Origin of the sequence: Marmoricola sp. URHB0036 (assembly GCF_000426045.1) — a bacterium.
In the GTDB taxonomy this organism is placed as follows: domain Bacteria; phylum Actinomycetota; class Actinomycetes; order Propionibacteriales; family Nocardioidaceae; genus Marmoricola.
On the sequence record NZ_AUEP01000019.1, the window covers coordinates 75,434 to 90,257 of the forward strand.

At 69.8% G+C, this 14,824-nt stretch carries 16 protein-coding genes; 10 read left to right on the top strand and 6 right to left on the bottom strand.

From position 1 onward, the window contains the following. Positions 1 to 2 precede the first annotated feature (2 nt). The gene (gene hemB / locus H976_RS0119705) at positions 3 to 983 is read left to right on the top strand and encodes a porphobilinogen synthase (protein WP_027862942.1); all 981 of its coding nucleotides are present in this window, start codon (positions 3 to 5) and stop codon (positions 981 to 983) included. Here the strand turns inward: hemB and H976_RS0119710 are convergent. From H976_RS0119710 to H976_RS30170, 5 genes are all read right to left on the bottom strand, one after another. Then, complete coding sequence (locus H976_RS0119710) at positions 973 to 1,737, bottom strand: MerR family transcriptional regulator (RefSeq protein WP_027862943.1); 765 nt, start codon at positions 1,735 to 1,737, stop codon at positions 973 to 975. The genes hemB and H976_RS0119710 overlap by 11 nt on opposite strands. Before the next feature lie 12 nt (positions 1,738 to 1,749). Then, complete coding sequence (locus tag H976_RS0119715; RefSeq protein WP_027862944.1) at positions 1,750 to 2,550, bottom strand: ABC transporter permease; 801 nt, start codon at positions 2,548 to 2,550, stop codon at positions 1,750 to 1,752. Then, positions 2,547 to 3,509, bottom strand: a complete 963-nt coding sequence (locus H976_RS0119720; RefSeq protein WP_027862945.1) for a daunorubicin resistance protein DrrA family ABC transporter ATP-binding protein — start codon at positions 3,507 to 3,509, stop codon at positions 2,547 to 2,549. Before H976_RS0119720 ends, H976_RS0119715 begins: the two co-directional genes overlap by 4 nt. Positions 3,510 to 3,543: 34 nt before the next feature. Next, positions 3,544 to 3,945, bottom strand: a complete 402-nt coding sequence (locus H976_RS0119725) for a thioesterase family protein (protein WP_027862946.1) — start codon at positions 3,943 to 3,945, stop codon at positions 3,544 to 3,546. Between the two features lie 66 nt (positions 3,946 to 4,011). Then, entirely contained in the window at positions 4,012 to 5,253 is a 1,242-nt protein-coding gene (locus H976_RS30170) for a lytic transglycosylase domain-containing protein (RefSeq protein WP_051277118.1), read from the bottom strand. 365 nt (positions 5,254 to 5,618) lie between these two features. On the opposite strand from H976_RS30170, the gene hemL reads away from it, so the two are divergent. The 8 genes from hemL (at position 5,619) to H976_RS0119770 (ending at position 13,612) form a co-directional block, all read left to right on the top strand. Beyond that, positions 5,619 to 6,983, top strand: coding sequence for a glutamate-1-semialdehyde 2,1-aminomutase (hemL, locus tag H976_RS0119735; protein ID WP_027862947.1), 1,365 nt, complete (start codon positions 5,619 to 5,621; stop codon positions 6,981 to 6,983). Beyond that, complete coding sequence (locus H976_RS0119740) at positions 6,980 to 7,654, top strand: histidine phosphatase family protein (protein ID WP_027862948.1); 675 nt, start codon at positions 6,980 to 6,982, stop codon at positions 7,652 to 7,654. Before hemL ends, H976_RS0119740 begins: the two co-directional genes overlap by 4 nt. A gap of 3 nt (positions 7,655 to 7,657) precedes the next feature. Further along, on the top strand, positions 7,658 to 8,233 hold the full coding sequence (locus H976_RS0119745; protein ID WP_027862949.1) for a TlpA disulfide reductase family protein: 576 nt from the start codon (positions 7,658 to 7,660) through the stop codon (positions 8,231 to 8,233). After that, positions 8,230 to 9,006 (top strand): cytochrome c biogenesis protein CcdA, encoded by a 777-nt coding sequence (locus H976_RS0119750; RefSeq protein WP_027862950.1) that lies wholly within the window; start codon positions 8,230 to 8,232, stop codon positions 9,004 to 9,006. Before H976_RS0119745 ends, H976_RS0119750 begins: the two co-directional genes overlap by 4 nt. Positions 9,007 to 9,225: 219 nt before the next feature. Next, positions 9,226 to 10,815 (top strand): cytochrome c biogenesis protein ResB, encoded by a 1,590-nt coding sequence (locus H976_RS27450; RefSeq protein ID WP_051277120.1) that lies wholly within the window; start codon positions 9,226 to 9,228, stop codon positions 10,813 to 10,815. Next, positions 10,812 to 11,813: a c-type cytochrome biogenesis protein CcsB gene (gene ccsB, locus H976_RS27455; RefSeq protein WP_036227510.1), complete on the top strand. Its 1,002-nt coding sequence runs from the start codon at positions 10,812 to 10,814 to the stop codon at positions 11,811 to 11,813. Before H976_RS27450 ends, ccsB begins: the two co-directional genes overlap by 4 nt. A gap of 3 nt (positions 11,814 to 11,816) precedes the next feature. Next, a complete protein-coding gene (locus H976_RS0119765; protein WP_027862951.1) occupies positions 11,817 to 12,554 on the top strand; it encodes a phosphotransferase family protein in 738 nt (245 codons plus the stop codon). A gap of 404 nt (positions 12,555 to 12,958) precedes the next feature. Next, positions 12,959 to 13,612: a class I SAM-dependent methyltransferase gene (locus H976_RS0119770; protein ID WP_027862952.1), complete on the top strand. Its 654-nt coding sequence runs from the start codon at positions 12,959 to 12,961 to the stop codon at positions 13,610 to 13,612. A gap of 556 nt (positions 13,613 to 14,168) precedes the next feature. Here H976_RS0119770 and H976_RS27460 read toward each other — a convergent pair. Continuing rightward, on the bottom strand, positions 14,169 to 14,387 hold the full coding sequence (locus H976_RS27460) for a hypothetical protein (protein WP_036227512.1): 219 nt from the start codon (positions 14,385 to 14,387) through the stop codon (positions 14,169 to 14,171). Between the two features lie 82 nt (positions 14,388 to 14,469). Here H976_RS27460 and H976_RS0119780 point away from each other — a divergent pair, with 82 nt between their 5' ends. Continuing rightward, complete coding sequence (locus tag H976_RS0119780) at positions 14,470 to 14,733, top strand: DUF4229 domain-containing protein (RefSeq protein WP_027862953.1); 264 nt, start codon at positions 14,470 to 14,472, stop codon at positions 14,731 to 14,733. Positions 14,734 to 14,824 lie beyond the last annotated feature (91 nt).

Consider the following 14,824-nt stretch of genomic DNA (forward strand, 5'->3'; position numbering starts at 1 on the left):
TGATGCCTGGCTTCCCCGAGATCCGTCCGCGCCGGCTGCGTCGTACGCCGGCCCTGCGACGCCTCGTCGCCGAGACGGTGGTGTCGCCGAGCCAGCTGGTGCTGCCGCTGTTCGTCGCGGAGGACGCCACCGAGCCACGCGAGATCTCGAGCATGCCGGGCGTCGTGCAGCACACCCGTGACTCGCTGAAGAAGGCGGCGACCGACGCGGTCGAGGCTGGTCTCGGCGGAGTGATGCTGTTCGGGCTGCCGGCCGAGAAGGACCCGATCGGCTCCGGGGCCATCGACCCCCACGGCATCCTCAACGTCGCGATCTCCGACGTCATCTCCGAGGTGGGCGACCAGCTCACGGTGATGGCTGACCTGTGCCTCGACGAGTTCACCGACCACGGTCACTGCGGCGTGCTCGACCCCGACGGCTGGGTGGACAACGACCGCACCATCGAGATCTACGGCCAGATGGCGGTGGCCCAGGCCGCGGCCGGCGTCGACCTGGTCGCCCCCAGCGGGATGATGGACGGCCAGGTCGGCATGATCCGCCAGGCGCTCGACGACGGGGAGCACTCCGACGTCGGGATCATGGCTTACTCCGCCAAGTACTCCTCCGCCTTCTTCGGTCCCTTCCGCGAGGCCGTGAACTCCTCGCTCAAGGGCGACCGCAAGACCTACCAGCAGGACCCGGCCAACGGGCGCGAGGGCGTCCGCGAGGCCCAGCTCGACGTCGCCGAGGGCGCCGACATCGTGATGGTCAAGCCGGCGATGTCCTACCTCGACGTCGTCTCCGCCGTGCGGGCTGCCGTGGACGTTCCGGTCGCGGCGTACAACATCTCGGGCGAGTACTCCATGGTCGAGGCCGCCGCCGCCAACGGCTGGATCGACCGCGACACCGCGATCGTCGAGGTGCTCACCTCGATCCGTCGCGCCGGCGCCGACATCGTGCTGACCTACTGGGCCCTCGACGCGGCCGACCTGCTCACCCGCTGATCCGCTCCAGCTTGGTCCAGCCGCGCCAACCGCTCTCCTCGAGCAGCTTCATCAGCCGCGGGGCGACCGGGACCGAGTCGAGGAAGACCGAGTCGAGGAGGGCGGCGAGCTCGTCGGACATCGTCTCGTCCTGCTGCGTCCACTCCTCCGGGGTCACCGCGTCGAGCAGGGCGACGAGCTGGTCGCGCAGCCCCTCCAGTCGGGGGTCGTCCTCCTCCCAGGTGATCGCGTCGGCCAGGTCGCGGTAGAGCCTGACGGTCGCGGGGTCGTCGAGCTGCTGCTGCTTCATGGTCATGTAGAACGGCATCTGCTCCGGGAGCTGGGCGGCCACCAGGATCCAGGAGTCACGCTCCCCGCCCACCAGGAGCTCCGGGAAACCGAGCGCGCGCATCCGGTCGAGGTAGGCCACCGCCTCGGGCGGCAGGGCCAGGCTGTCCCCGGCCGCCAGCTTCGCGACGCGCTCGCGGTGCCGTTGCTTCTCCCTGATCTCCGCGCGCAGGCGCCGGTCGATGTCGGCGACGGCGGCGGTGAACTCCTCCTCGTCCGCCTCCAACAGCTCGCTGACCCTGGCGAGCGGCACGCCCGCGTCGGCCAGGGTGCGGATCTTGATCAGCTCGACGACCGCGTGCGCGTCGTACCGCCGGTAGCCGGAGTGGTCACGCTCCGGCTCCGGCAGCAACCCCTTGGCGTGGTAGTGCCGCACCGCGCGCACGGTGACTCCGGCGTACGCCGCCAGCTGGCCGATGGTGAGCATCGCGCCAGTCTCCTACTTCGCCGGCACGCGCAGGAACAACCGACGCGACCAGAGGAAGCCGAGCAACGAGATCAGCACGCACCAGCCGATCGCGAGCCAGAGGTCGGAGTCCGTCGGAGTGCCCGTGATGAGGTCGCGCAGGGTGTTGATCATCGGCGTGAACGGCTGGTTCTCCGCGAACTGGCGCAGCCCGGCAGGCATGGCTTCGGTCGGCACGAAGGCGCTGCTGATGAACGGCAGGATCATCAGGAACAGCGGCGTGTTGCTGGCCGTCTCGACGCTGTCGGCGGCCAGGCCCATGCCGACGGTGAGCCAGGTGAGCGCGAACGCGATGAGCAGGAGCAGCCCGATCGCCCCGAGCCAGCCCAGTGCACCAGCGTCGGAGCGGAACCCGAGCAGGAACGCGAACGCCGCCACCACCACCACGGCGAAGCCCGTCTTGATGACGGCCCCCAGCACGTGGCCGGTCAGCACCGAGACCCGCGCGATGTCCATCGTCCGGAACCGGGCGATGATGCCCGTCGTCATGTCGGTCGCCGTCGAGATCGCGGTGCCGAGGGCGACGCTGGCCACCGTCATGATCAGGATGCCCGGCGTGATGTACACGAGGTAGTCGGTGCGGTCCCCGCCGCCCTGCTGGCCCGGCAGGCCGGCGCCCAGGGTCCCGCCGAACACGTAGACGAACAGCAGCAGGAACAGGATCGGCTGAGCGACCAGCATGATCGACAGCGAGGGGTAGCGGCGGATGTGCAGCAGGTTGCGCCGCAGCATCGTCGCCGAGTCACGGACGGTGTAGGTGGCAGTGGTGCTCATGCCGGGATCTCCTCAGCTTCGGAAACGGGCGCTTCGGCCGCGTGGCCGGTGAGCGCGAGGAACACGTCGTCGAGGTCGGCGGTCTCGACCGTCAGCCCGGCGACGCCGTCGTCATCGAGGCCGTCGAGCACGCGACGCAGCCCGGCGACGGTGCCGTCGCTGGGCACCTGCAGGGTCAGCGCGTCGTGGTCGGCGGTGGCGTCGAGGTAGGTGGCTGCTGCAACGGCCAGCCGGGCCGGGTCGGTGAACTGGACGGAGACGTGTCCGCCCGGCACTCGTCGCTTCAGCTCCGCGGACGTGCCCTCGGCGACCAGCCTGCCGCCGTCGAGCACGCCGATCTTGTCGGCGAGGTGGTCGGCCTCGTCGAGGTACTGCGTGGTCAGCAGCACCGTCACCCCGTCGGCGACCAGCTCGCGGACGATCGCCCACAGCTCACGCCGGCTGCGCGGGTCGAGACCGGTCGTCGGCTCGTCGAGGAAGATCAGCCGCGGCCGGACGATGAGCGTCATCGCCAGGTCCAGTCGGCGCTTCATGCCGCCGGAGTAGGTCTGGGCACGTCGGTCGGCAGCGTCGAGCAGCTCGAAGCGCTCCAGCATCGCCTGCACGGCGTCGGTCGTGGTCGCCCGGTCCAGGTGGGCCAGGTCGGCCATCAGCCGCAGGTTCTCCCGGCCGGTGAGCAGCTCGTCGATGGCCGAGAACTGCCCGGTGACACCGATCGCGGCGCGCACCCCGGCGGGCTCGCGTCGTACGTCGAAGCCGGCGACGCGGATCTCGCCGTCGCCCGGGGTCAGCAGGGTGGACAGGATGTTGACGATGGTCGTCTTGCCGGCGCCGTTGGGTCCGAGGAGGGCGTAGACGGTGCCCTCCGGGACGGTCAGGTCGACGCCGTCCAGCACAGTGGTGTCGCCGTAGGCCTTGGTGAGGCCGGCGACCTCGATCGCGGGTGTGGGAGCGGTCATGGGTACATGCTGGAACCCTGACGCTGGGTCAAGGTCAAGCCGGTGCGCTGAACGCCTCTCGCACGTCGTCGGGCCAGGGTGTCTTGGTCCACGACTCCCGGTCGACGCAGACGTGCCGGATGCGGCCCTCGGCCAGCACGGTCTCACCGCGGCTGAAGCTGTGCAGGGTCGTCATCGAGGTGGTGGTCAGCGACTCGAGGTCGACGGCGATGTCGATCTCCTCGTCGAACCGGGCCGAGGCGCGGAACCGGCACGACGACTCCGCCACCATCACGTCCACGCCCCGTCGATAGAGCTCGGTGAGGGGGCCGAGGCGCTCGCGGATCCACTCGGTGTGGGAGAGGTCCATCCAGGCGTAGTAGTGGCTGTTGAAGACGATGCCCTGCATGTCGACCTCGTAGTAGCGCACCCGCACGCGCACGACCGGCTCACTCACGGGACTGAACCTAGCGAAACGACAGGACCCCCGGCCGGTGGCCGGGGGTCCTGGCTTCTAAAGCAGTCAGTTGTGGCAGTTGACGCCAGGCTTTTGCAAGATCGCCGCGAGCGTGCTGCAGAGCGGCAGGCTCTTCACCACGCCACCGACGACTCCACCGACGCCGCCGCCGTCTCCGGAGCCGCTACCAGAGCCGGAGCCGCTACCAGAGCCGCTACCAGAGCCGCTACCAGAGCCGGAGCCAGAGCCGGAGCCACTACCGCCACTACCGGTGACTCCGCCGACCACGCCGCCCACGGTGCCGGTGACGCCCTTGACCGCGTCGCCGACCGGGTCGGAGCCACCGGAGCCGCCGCTGCTCGAGCCGCCGCCGGTCACTCCACCGACCACGCCGCCAGCGCCACCAGAGGTGGAACCGCCGCTGCTCGAGCCGCTGCCGGAGCCGGTCGAGCCGGGACCGCCGTAGCCGGCGAGGCTGCCGCCGTGGGCCGCGGCGTACTTCTGCTTGGCGTGGCGCACCTTGGCCTGCTTGTGGGCCTTGCTGATCGCGGTGGAGTAGGAGTCGGCCGAGGAGGAGTAGGACGCGCCGCCGTAGGTGCCGGAGGGGACCGCGGTGTAGTCACCCGAGGAGTAGGCCTCCATGATCCGCAGCACCAGGTTCACGTAGTCCTGGGAGTGGTTGTAGCGGAACACCGCTGCTTCCTGCCCGGAGCGGTTGGACAGGTTGTCCTTGCCGGAGCACAGGTAGACCGCGGTGGCCAGGGAGGCGTCGTCCATGTCCTGGGGGTTGCGCTGGCCATCGCCATCAGCGTCGACCTTGACGACCTGCCAGGTCGAGGGGATGAACTGCATCGCACCCACCGCACGGTCATAGACGGGGTCCTTGTCGAGCTGGCCACCGTCGGTGTCCTGGATGGCGGCGGTGCCGTTCTTGCCGCTCAGCTCGATGCCGTAGATACCGGGCTTGGAGACCCCGTCCTGGGTCAGGGTGTTCCCGCCGTAGCGGCCGTGGTCAGACTCCACCCGCCCGATCGCCGCGATCAGCTCCCAGGGGATGTTGCAGGACTTGTCCGCGGAGTTGATGATCTGCGCACCCCGCTGGTAGGCCGCCAGCGCCGGAGCCGGGATCCCGTTGGACGAAGCACCCGAGACCACCGAGTCAGCCGAACCCTGCGGCACCGCCGGAGCGATCACACCCGGCACCGGCACACTGGCCGGCGCCTCGATCGCCTTGGCCGGCACCTTCGTGCCATCAGGCAGGGCGGAATTGCCGTCGTTGGTGTCGGAGGCCGTGGCACTGGCGCTCACGAGGCTGGCTGTCCACACCCCGGACAGGAGTGCTAGCGGAACCAAGGCGACTGCCTTGCTGCGCCGAGACAATGGCCTGCTGCTCATCTTTGGACTCTCTCCCCTGGGTCACACGGTGTCGTCGATCCCCCAACCGCTCGACACGTCCATCAACGACCCTTCCCGGCGCAGGTCACGCACAAACGTTTCGTGTGACCCACACCACACCGGTCGCCAAGCCCGCTCCCCGAGGACACATGGCTGCTTTTCAGGTTATGCCGCGCACCACCGATCTTGGACACCTTTATCAACATTTCAGCCACCCACGCCCCGAGCAGCTGATGGGCGGTTCGCACCGGCTTCAGGTGGTCGGGGAGAATGCCACTGTGTCCGAGACCGTCAGCCCTGACCAGACCCGTCTCAACCCCCGTACCACCGCTGCGTCCGCCGACTGGTTCGAGCGGGCCCACCGGGTCACCCCGGGTGGCGTGAACTCGCCGGTCCGCGCCTTCAACGCCGTCGGCGGCACCCCCCGGTTCATGGCCTCCGGGAAGGGTGCGTGGCTGACCGACGTGGACGGCAACGAGTACGTCGACCTGGTCTGCTCGTGGGGCCCGATGCTGCTCGGTCACGCCCATCCCGAGGTGCAGGCAGCGGTCGCCGAGGCGGTGAGCCGCGGCACGTCGTACGGCACCCCGACGCGCAGCGAGGTGGAGCTGGCCGAGGCGATCGTTGGGCGTACGCCGGTCGAGCAGGTGCGCCTGGTCTCCTCCGGCACCGAGGCCACCATGTCCGCCATCCGGCTCGCCCGAGGGTTCACCGGCCGCGACCTGGTGGTGAAGTTCGCCGGCTGCTACCACGGCCACGTCGACTCCCTGCTCGCCGAGGCGGGCTCCGGGCTCGCCACTCACCGCATCCAGGGTGCCGTGCCCGGCACTCCCGGGGTCCCTGCCGCCTCGACCGCGGCGACGCTGGTGCTGCCCTACAACGACCGCGAGGCCGTCGAGGCGGCGTTCGCCGAGCGCGGTTCCGAGATCGCCTGCCTCGTCACCGAGGCCTCGCCCGGCAACATGGGTGTCGTCCCGCCGGAGCCCGGCTTCAACCAGTTCCTCGCCGAGACCTGCCGCGCGCACGGCGCGCTGTTCGTCTCCGACGAGGTGATGACCGGCTTCCGCGTCTCGCGCCAGGGCCAGTGGGGCCTCGACGGCGCCCACGAGGGCTGGCGCCCCGACCTGGTCACGTTCGGCAAGGTCATGGGCGGCGGCTTCCCGGCCGCTGCCTTCGGCGGCCGGGCCGACGTGATGTCGATGCTCTCGCCGGACGGGCCCGTCTACCAGGCCGGCACGCTCTCCGGCAATCCGGTCGCGACGACCGCCGGGCTGGCCACGCTGCGGCTGGCGACCGACGAGGTCTACGCGCAGCTCGACTCCGCAGCGGCGATGCTGTCCTCGGCGGTCGGCGAGGAGCTGACCCGGGCCGGCGTACCCCACGTGGTGCAGGCGGGCGGCAACATGTTCAGCGTCTTCTTCACCAGCAACCCGGGGCCGGTGCGCGACTACGCCGCCGCCGCGCGCCAGGACACCGGTGTCTACAAGGCGTTCTTCCACGCGATGCTCGACCGGGGTGTCTACCTGCCGCCGAGCGCGTTCGAGGCGTGGTTCCTCTCCGCCGCCCACGACGAGCGGGCGCTGCAGCACGTCATCGACGCGCTCCCGGCTGCCGCCCAGGCGGCTGCGGCGGTGGTGGCGTGAAGACCATCGTCCACCTGCTGCGCCACGGCGAGGTGCACAACCCGCAGGGCATCCTCTACGGCCGCTCCACCGGCTACCACCTCTCCGAGCGTGGTCGGGCCATGGCCGACCGGGTGGCCGACCGCATCGGCGACCGCGACATCACCCACATCGTCAGCTCGCCGCTGGAGCGGGCGCAGGAGACGGCCATGCCGCTGGCCGCGGTGCGCGGGCTCTCGGTGGAGCTCGACGACCGGGTGATCGAGTCGGGCAACATCTTCGAGGGCAAGCCGTTCGACCTCCGCGACTCCATCCTCAGCCAACCGAAGATCTGGTGGGCACTCCGCAACCCGCTGAAGCCGTCGTGGGGTGAGCCCTACAAGCAGGTCGTCGCCCGGATGTGGCCGGCCGTGCTGGACGCCCGCGCGGCGGCCGAGGGCCACGAGGCAGTGGTGGTCTCCCACCAGCTGCCGATCTGGGTGACGCGGCTCAAGGCGGAGGGGCGGCCCTTCCTGCACGACCCCCGCAAGCGGCACTGCACGCTGTGCAGCCTGACGTCGTTCTCCTTCGACGGCGACCGGCTGGTCAGCATCGGCTACTCCGAGCCGGCGGGCGACCTGATCCCGGTCGCCGACCGCAACGCCCCGTTCTCCGCCGGTGGTGCCGACGACGATCACAAACCCCCGTCCTGAGTGGTGCCCACCAAGATCGGACTCCTGCTTGCCGCCCTCCTCCTGGGTGCGGTGGTGACCGGCTGCGACAAGGCCGACACCGGCGACAAGGGCTACATCGACGGGACCGGCATCATCACCCGGCTCGCCGTCGACGATCGCAAGAAGCCGGGCCAGGTGTCCGGGGAGACGCTGGACGGCAAGAAGCTCGACCTCTCGTCGTACGCCGGCAAGGTGGTGGTGCTCAACGTCTGGGGCTCCTGGTGCCCGCCCTGCCGCAAGGAGGCGCCGATGCTCGAGTCCGCCTCCCGTCAGCTGGCCAAGGACGGCGTGGTGTTCGTCGGTGTGAACACCAAGGACTCCAGTCCTGACCCGGGCCTGGCCTTCGAGCGCCGCTTCGACATCAGCTATGACTCGCTCTTCGACCCCGCCGGGCGCTCGCTGCTGGCGTTCTACGGGATCCTCACCCCCAGCTCGATCCCGAGCACGGTGGTCATCGACCAGCAGGGCCGTGTCGCCGCACGGATCCTCGGCGAGGTGCCGAGCGCGACCACCCTGGTCGACCTGGTCCGCGACGTGCAGAACGGGGCCCAGTCATGAACCCGGTCGTGATCCCCCTCGACCTCGGTGACTGGTTCGCCAGCCAGGCCTACAGCGGCTCGCTGCTGCTCGCGATCCCGGTCGCGATGGCCGCGGGACTGGTCTCGTTCTTCTCGCCCTGCGTGGTGCCGCTGCTGCCGGGCTACCTCTCCTACGCCACCGGACTCTCCGGCGCCGACCTCGCCGACGCCCGTCGCGGGCGGATGCTGACCGGCTCGCTGCTGTTTGTGCTCGGGTTCTCGTTCGTGTTCGTCTCCTACGGCGCCCTGATCGGGGCCGTGGGGGAGTGGCTGTTCACCTACGAACGCCAGATCACCATCGTGCTCGGCATCCTGACGATCCTGCTCGGGCTGGTCTTCCTCGGGGTGGTGCCCTGGATGCAGCGCGACTGGCGCATCCACCAGGTGCCGGCCGTCGGGCTGGCCGCCGCGCCGCTGCTCGGCGTGCTGTTCGGGCTCGGCTGGGCCCCCTGCATCGGCCCGACCCTGACTGCCGTGACCGCCCTCGCCCTCAACGAGGGCAGTGCCGGGCGCGGGGCGTTGCTGAGCTTCGTCTACTGCCTCGGCCTCGGGCTGCCGTTCATCGTCGCCGCCCTCGCCTACCGGCACATGCTCGGCACCATTCGCTGGGTGCGCCGCCACCAGCAGTGGGTCACCGCGTTCGGCGGCCTGATGCTGGTCGCCGTCGGCCTGCTGCTGGTCACCGGCTGGTGGGACGTGGCGGTCGACTGGATGCGCACCTGGTTCTTCCCTGGCTACACGGCAGGGGTCTGAGCAGGCCGTGACTCCCAGCCCCATGTCCTGCTGCGCGCCGTCCCACGGGCGCCTCGCTGCGTTGTCGTCAGTCATCGATAGACCCACATCGCCTTCCTCCTCCGCACGTCACCCCGTCGAATCGCTCCGCTGGCGCTCCACGATTCGGCGGGGACCCCGACAAGCGAGCACTCCGTGGGGCGACGCTCGCGACGGACGAGGGCTGGGAGGCACGGCCTAATGCCCGCAACTGGCTACGAGCCGGCTCCTGCGCTGCGCCCGCGGGAGTTCGCCCGCTGGACCTGGCGCCAGCTGACCTCGATGCGGACGGCGCTGATCCTGCTGTTCCTGCTCGCGTTGGCGGCGATCCCCGGGTCGGTGGTGCCGCAGGAGGCGGTCGACTCGGTCCGGGCCTCGCAGTGGAAGGAGCAGCACACCCAGCTGACCCCGATCTACGAGAAGCTCGGGCTGTTCTCGGTCTACGACTCGGTGTGGTTCTCCGCGATCTACATCCTGCTGATGATCTCGCTGGTGGGCTGCATCGTCCCGCGGCTGTTCGTGTACGGGCGCGGCGTACGTGCCCAGCCGCCGAAGGCGCCCAAGAACCTGTCCCGGCTGCCGCAGCACCGCGAGCTGGACGGTGACGACGCCACCCTCGAGACCGCGGCCGCGTGGCTGAAGCGGAAGCGCTACCGGCTGGTGGTCGAGGACGACGTCGTGCGCGCCGAGCGCGGCTACCTCCGCGAGGCCGGCAACCTGCTGTTCCACCTGTCGGTGCTGATCGTGCTGGTCGGGTTCGCGCTCGGGGGGCTGTTCGGCTTCAAGGGCGGCGTCATCGTGGTGGCCAAGGACAGCTTCGCCAACACGCTGAGCCAGTACGACGACTTCCGGGCCGGCGCCTTCTTCAGCGCCGAGGACCTCAAGCCGTTCGACTTCACCGTGGACGACTTCAACGTCACCTTCATCCGCGAGGGGCGCGAGGCCGGGATGGCGCACAAGTTCAACGCCGACCTGACCTACCAGAGCAGCCCGACCGCCGCCGAGCAGCGCAAGAAGATCTCGGTCAACCACCCGCTGCACATCGACGGCACCGACGTCTTCCTGCTCAGCCACGGATACGCCCCGCACATCACGGTCCGCAACGCCGACGGCAGGATCGCCTGGTCGGGCGCGGCGCCGTTCCTGCCCGAGGACAGCAGCTTCCGGTCTTTCGGGGTGGTGAAGGTGCCCGATGCCGAGAGCAAGAACGGTCGGACCCAGATCGGGCTGGAGGGCGAGTTCTATCCGACGTACGCCTTCATCAAGGGCAAGAACGGTGGCCCGTTCTCGGCCTTCCCGGACGCCCGCAACCCGGCCATCTCGATGCTCGCCTACACCGGCGACCTCGGGCTGGACGACGGGGAGCCGCAGTCGGTCTACGCGCTGCAGAAGAAGCACCTCGAGCCGATCAGGAAGGCCGACGGCAAGCCGCTCCGCATCGACCTCGCCATGGGCCGGAGCACCACCCTTCCGGGCGGGCTCGGCACCGTGACCTTCGACGGGGTGAGCCGCTACGTGAAGCTCCAGGTGAGCCACACCCCCGGCCAGGTGACGGCGCTGACCGGGATGGTGCTCGCGCTGATCGGCCTGCTGTGCTCGCTGTTCATCCGTCCACGACGGATCTGGGTCCGGACCCGCCGTGAGGGCGGGCGTACGCTCGTCGAGGTCGCCGGGCTCGACCGCAGCGCCGGTGGTGACCTGTCGGGTGAGATCGACGGGCTCGTCGCCGTACTGCAGCCGACAACCGCCCGGCCGCCAGCGGCCCAGAGCATGGCAGGAGAGTCGTCGTGACCCACGATCAGTTCGAGGTGCTCAGCAACCAGGCAGTGGCCGCGTGCGCGGTCGTCTACTTCCTGGCGGTGCTCGCGCACCTGGCCCAGTGGGCTGCCGGCCGCAAGGTCTCCGAGCCGGTCGCCGAGCAGGTCACCGTCGGCGGTGGCGAGTCCGCGCCGGTTGCGGTGGAACCGGTGGCGGAGGACGACGCGCGGATGGAGATGTTCGGTCGCATCGGGGTCGCGCTGACCGTGGTCGCAGCCTTCATCCAGTTCATCGCCCTGGTCAGTCGCGGACTCGCGGCCGACCCGGTGCGGGTGCCCTGGGGCAACATGTACGAGTTCACCCTGATGGGCACCTGGGTCGTCGTCGTCGGCTACCTGGCGCTCTACCGCCGGTTCGGCCTGTCGTGGCTCTCACCGGTGGTGACCAGCTTCGTGCTGGTCACGCTGATGATCGACGTGATGCTGCTGTACACGCCCGTCGTACCACTCCGCGACGCGCTGCAGTCGCCCTGGTTGGTGATCCACGTCGTCGCCGCGATCATCGCGACCGGCGCCTTCACCCTGGGCGGCATGTGCTCGGCGCTGTTCCTGGTCAAGCAGCGCTGGGAGGAGAAGCACGCCGGCGACGCCACCCGGTCCGGCGGCTACCTCGCCCGCCTGCCGAAGCTCGAGGTCCTGGACCGGATCGCCTACCGCACGCACGCCTTCGGCTTCCCGATCTGGACCTTCGCCGCCCTCATCGCCGGCCCCATCTGGGCCCACTACGCCTGGGGTCGCTACTGGGGCTGGGACCCCAAGGAGATCTGGGCATTCATCACCTGGGTCGTGTACGCCGCCTACCTGCACGCACGCGCCACCGCCGGCTGGAAGGGTCGCTCGGCCGCGATCGTCGCCCTGGTCGGACTGGCCACGCTGTGGTTCAACTTCGTCGGCATCAACTTCTTCTTCGGCAGCGGCAGCCAGCACTCCTACGCCGAGCCCCAGCCGACCGCGGTCGTGCGCACGCTCTGACTCGTGGACCGGGTCGAGGTCGTCGCCTCCCACCAGGACTGCGCCACCGTCCGCGTCGGCGAGGTGTTCCTGAAGATCGACGGCGACCAGGCGCGGGCCGGCGTCGAGGTGGAGGCGATGAGGCTCGCGCCCATCCCCACTCCGGAGGTGCTGTGGCGCGAACCGCCCGTGCTCGCGCTCGCCGCCCTCCCCGGAACGGCACTCGGCCGGCTCGGCCAGCCGTCGACCACGTCGCCGGCCACCTGGGCGGCGGTGGGCGCCGCCGTACGGACCCTGCACGACGCACCGCTGCCGCCGTGGCCCGGCCCGAGCCTCGAGGAGCTGGCAGCGCGCCTTGACACCGAGTGCAGCTGGCTCCTCGCCAACGAGGTCCTTCCTGCCGACCTGGTCACCAGCAACCGCCGCCTGGCCGAGACGGCGCTCCGGCCATGGACGCCGAGGTTCATCCACGGTGACCTGCAGGTCGACCACGTGTTCGTCGACGGTGACGAGGTCACGGGCGTGGTCGACTGGACCGAGGCGGGCCCGGGCGATCCCATGTTCGATCTCGCGATCCTGACGCTCGGACACCGGGAGCACCTCAGCGACCTGGTCGCCGGCTACGGCCCCGACGTCGACCTCGACGTGATCCGCGCGTGGTGGTCGCTGCGGTGCCTGGTCGCGATCCGCTGGCTGATCGAGCACGGTTTCGACCCGCACTCGCCCGGCTGCGAGGTGGACGTGCTGAGGTCCCAGCTCTGAGTTCGTCCGTCACTGGGATGTGGAGGGACCCAGCTCGATAGTCCGATGCAGCTGGACCCCGTCAGCGGCTCGAGCGGGGTCCTGACGCATCGGAGTACCCGCATTGGGGCGACGTCATACGAACTGGTCGCCACAGCAACCACTTCGTATGACGTCCATCGGCTCGGGCACCCCCGGGCGTCCGCACCTGTCGCTGCCTGCGAGACCGGCTGCTCGTCTGCGTAGTGGCGGGCGAACGCGCGAGTTCGTCGTACTCAGCTGGCGTTGGTCGATTGGACGTGCGATCTGTGGATAGTGCCGTGTGAACGGACCCTGCAAACGGCCGTTCGAGGTGCCGTTCAAACGGGACTATCCGGTCTGCCTGGGTCCGCAGGGTGTCAGCGGATCGGGCTACCGTTTCGCCCGTGACTGAAGCCTGGCTCTCCGAGACGCGATCGTCGTACGACACCGACGCCCCGGGATACGCCGAGAAGGTGCGCGGTCTGCTCGACGAGATGCCCTTCCTGCGCGCGAGCCTGTCGCTGTTCGCCGAGCGGGTGCGCGACGCCGGGGACGGGCCGGTCGCCGACGTGGGCTGCGGACCGGGCTACGTCACCGGCCACCTCCACGACGCCGGACTGGACGCGTTCGGCATCGATCTCTCGCCCGAGATGGTCGCCATCGCGCGGCGCGACTACCCACATCTTCGCTTCGACGTCGGGACGATGACTGACCTCGACCTGGCGGACGACTCGGTCGCCGGCATCGTCGCGTTCTGGTCCGTGATCCACGTGCCCGACCACGCCGTCCCCGGCGTCTTCGAGGAGTTCCGTCGGGTGCTGCGGCCCGAGGGGCTGGTACTGATCGGTTTTCATGTCGGTGACGAGGCACGACGCAGGACCGAGGGCTACACGGGTCGTCCCGTCAACGTCGAGAGCTATCGGCGTCGGCCGGACAAGATCACCGGGTGGCTCCGTGACGCGGGGTTCACGATCGATGCGGAGCTGGTCATCCGTCCGGACGACGAGGTCCCGGGGGCCGTCGTCTTCGCCCGCACGGCTGACCCCCCGACAACGTGACTGCCTCAGGACGTCATACGTCCTGGTCGCCATAGCAGCCGTTTCGTATGACGTCCCGGTCAGCCGCCCGCGGCCACGACCCTGATGACCGTCTTGATGGTCAGCGTCCCGGGTCCGTCAACGTCGGTGGTGGTCACGCGGTACAGGCCGGGCCTCGTGTCGGCGGGTATCCGGAGGTCGGAGAGCGGAGCCGCCGTTCCGGAGCCACCTTCCCGGGCCGACTGGTCGCCAGGACGCCTCCGACCATCATGCTCCCCCCGGCGCGCGCCGCGTTCCTGAACGGTCCGTCCAGGCGTGCCCTCAGCGTCTCAGCTGCCTGATCGCGTCCCTGTCGGCCGGCCGAACGCATCCGGTGCAGGGTCACGACGTCCCCTGGGAGGCGGACGCGGTGGGCGGTGGCTGCGGCGCAGCAGGTGTACATCGGTGCCGGGGTGACACCGCTACCTTTCGCCGGGCTTGGCGAGGTGCCGCCACAGGCAGGGGCCAGCAGGCCGGGCGCGCCCCGAGAGCGACCAGTGCTCGAGAAGACACCCGATCAGGGTAGATCCGGGAACCGCTAGGGCTTGTCCTCGTCGCCCGTACGCCGGGGGTGGCGCTGCTTCCAGTCCAGCTCGCGGAGGAACTCCTCGTCGTCGTCGGGTCCGACCGGACCTCGCGGCTTCGTGGGTCGGATGCCCTTGCCGCCGCCACCGCCCTGGTTGCGCCGCTCGAGCAACCAGAAGAACGCGTAGACCACCGCCGCGAAGAACGCGAGGAAGAACACGAAGCGGAGCATGGATCAAGAGTAGATGGTGGCCGGTAGGCAGGGGCATCCCCCGATCCGGACGAAGAGAACAGGGCGACGTAGGGTCGTCGGCGTGAAGGCGTTCGCGATCTACACCGCCCTGCGGCTGGCCATGTTCGTGGCCTGCTACGCGCTCTTCGGGTGGCTCTACGTGCTGGCGTTCGGGAGTTCCGGCGCGCTGGTGTGGCCGTTCCTGGCGGCGATCGTCGTCTCGTCCCTGTTGTCCCTGAAGTTTCTTGCCCCGCAGCGGCAACGGTTCGCAGACGTCGTCCAGTCCAGGGCGGAGCGCGCCACCTCACGTTTCGAGGAGATCCGGTCCAAGGAGGACCAGGACTAGGTGTGATGCCCAGGCACGTTGGTCGAGGCGCTGCGATGAATCGATCTGACGCGTAGACGGGTGAAGACCTCCCGATGTGGAGTGGAGCTGT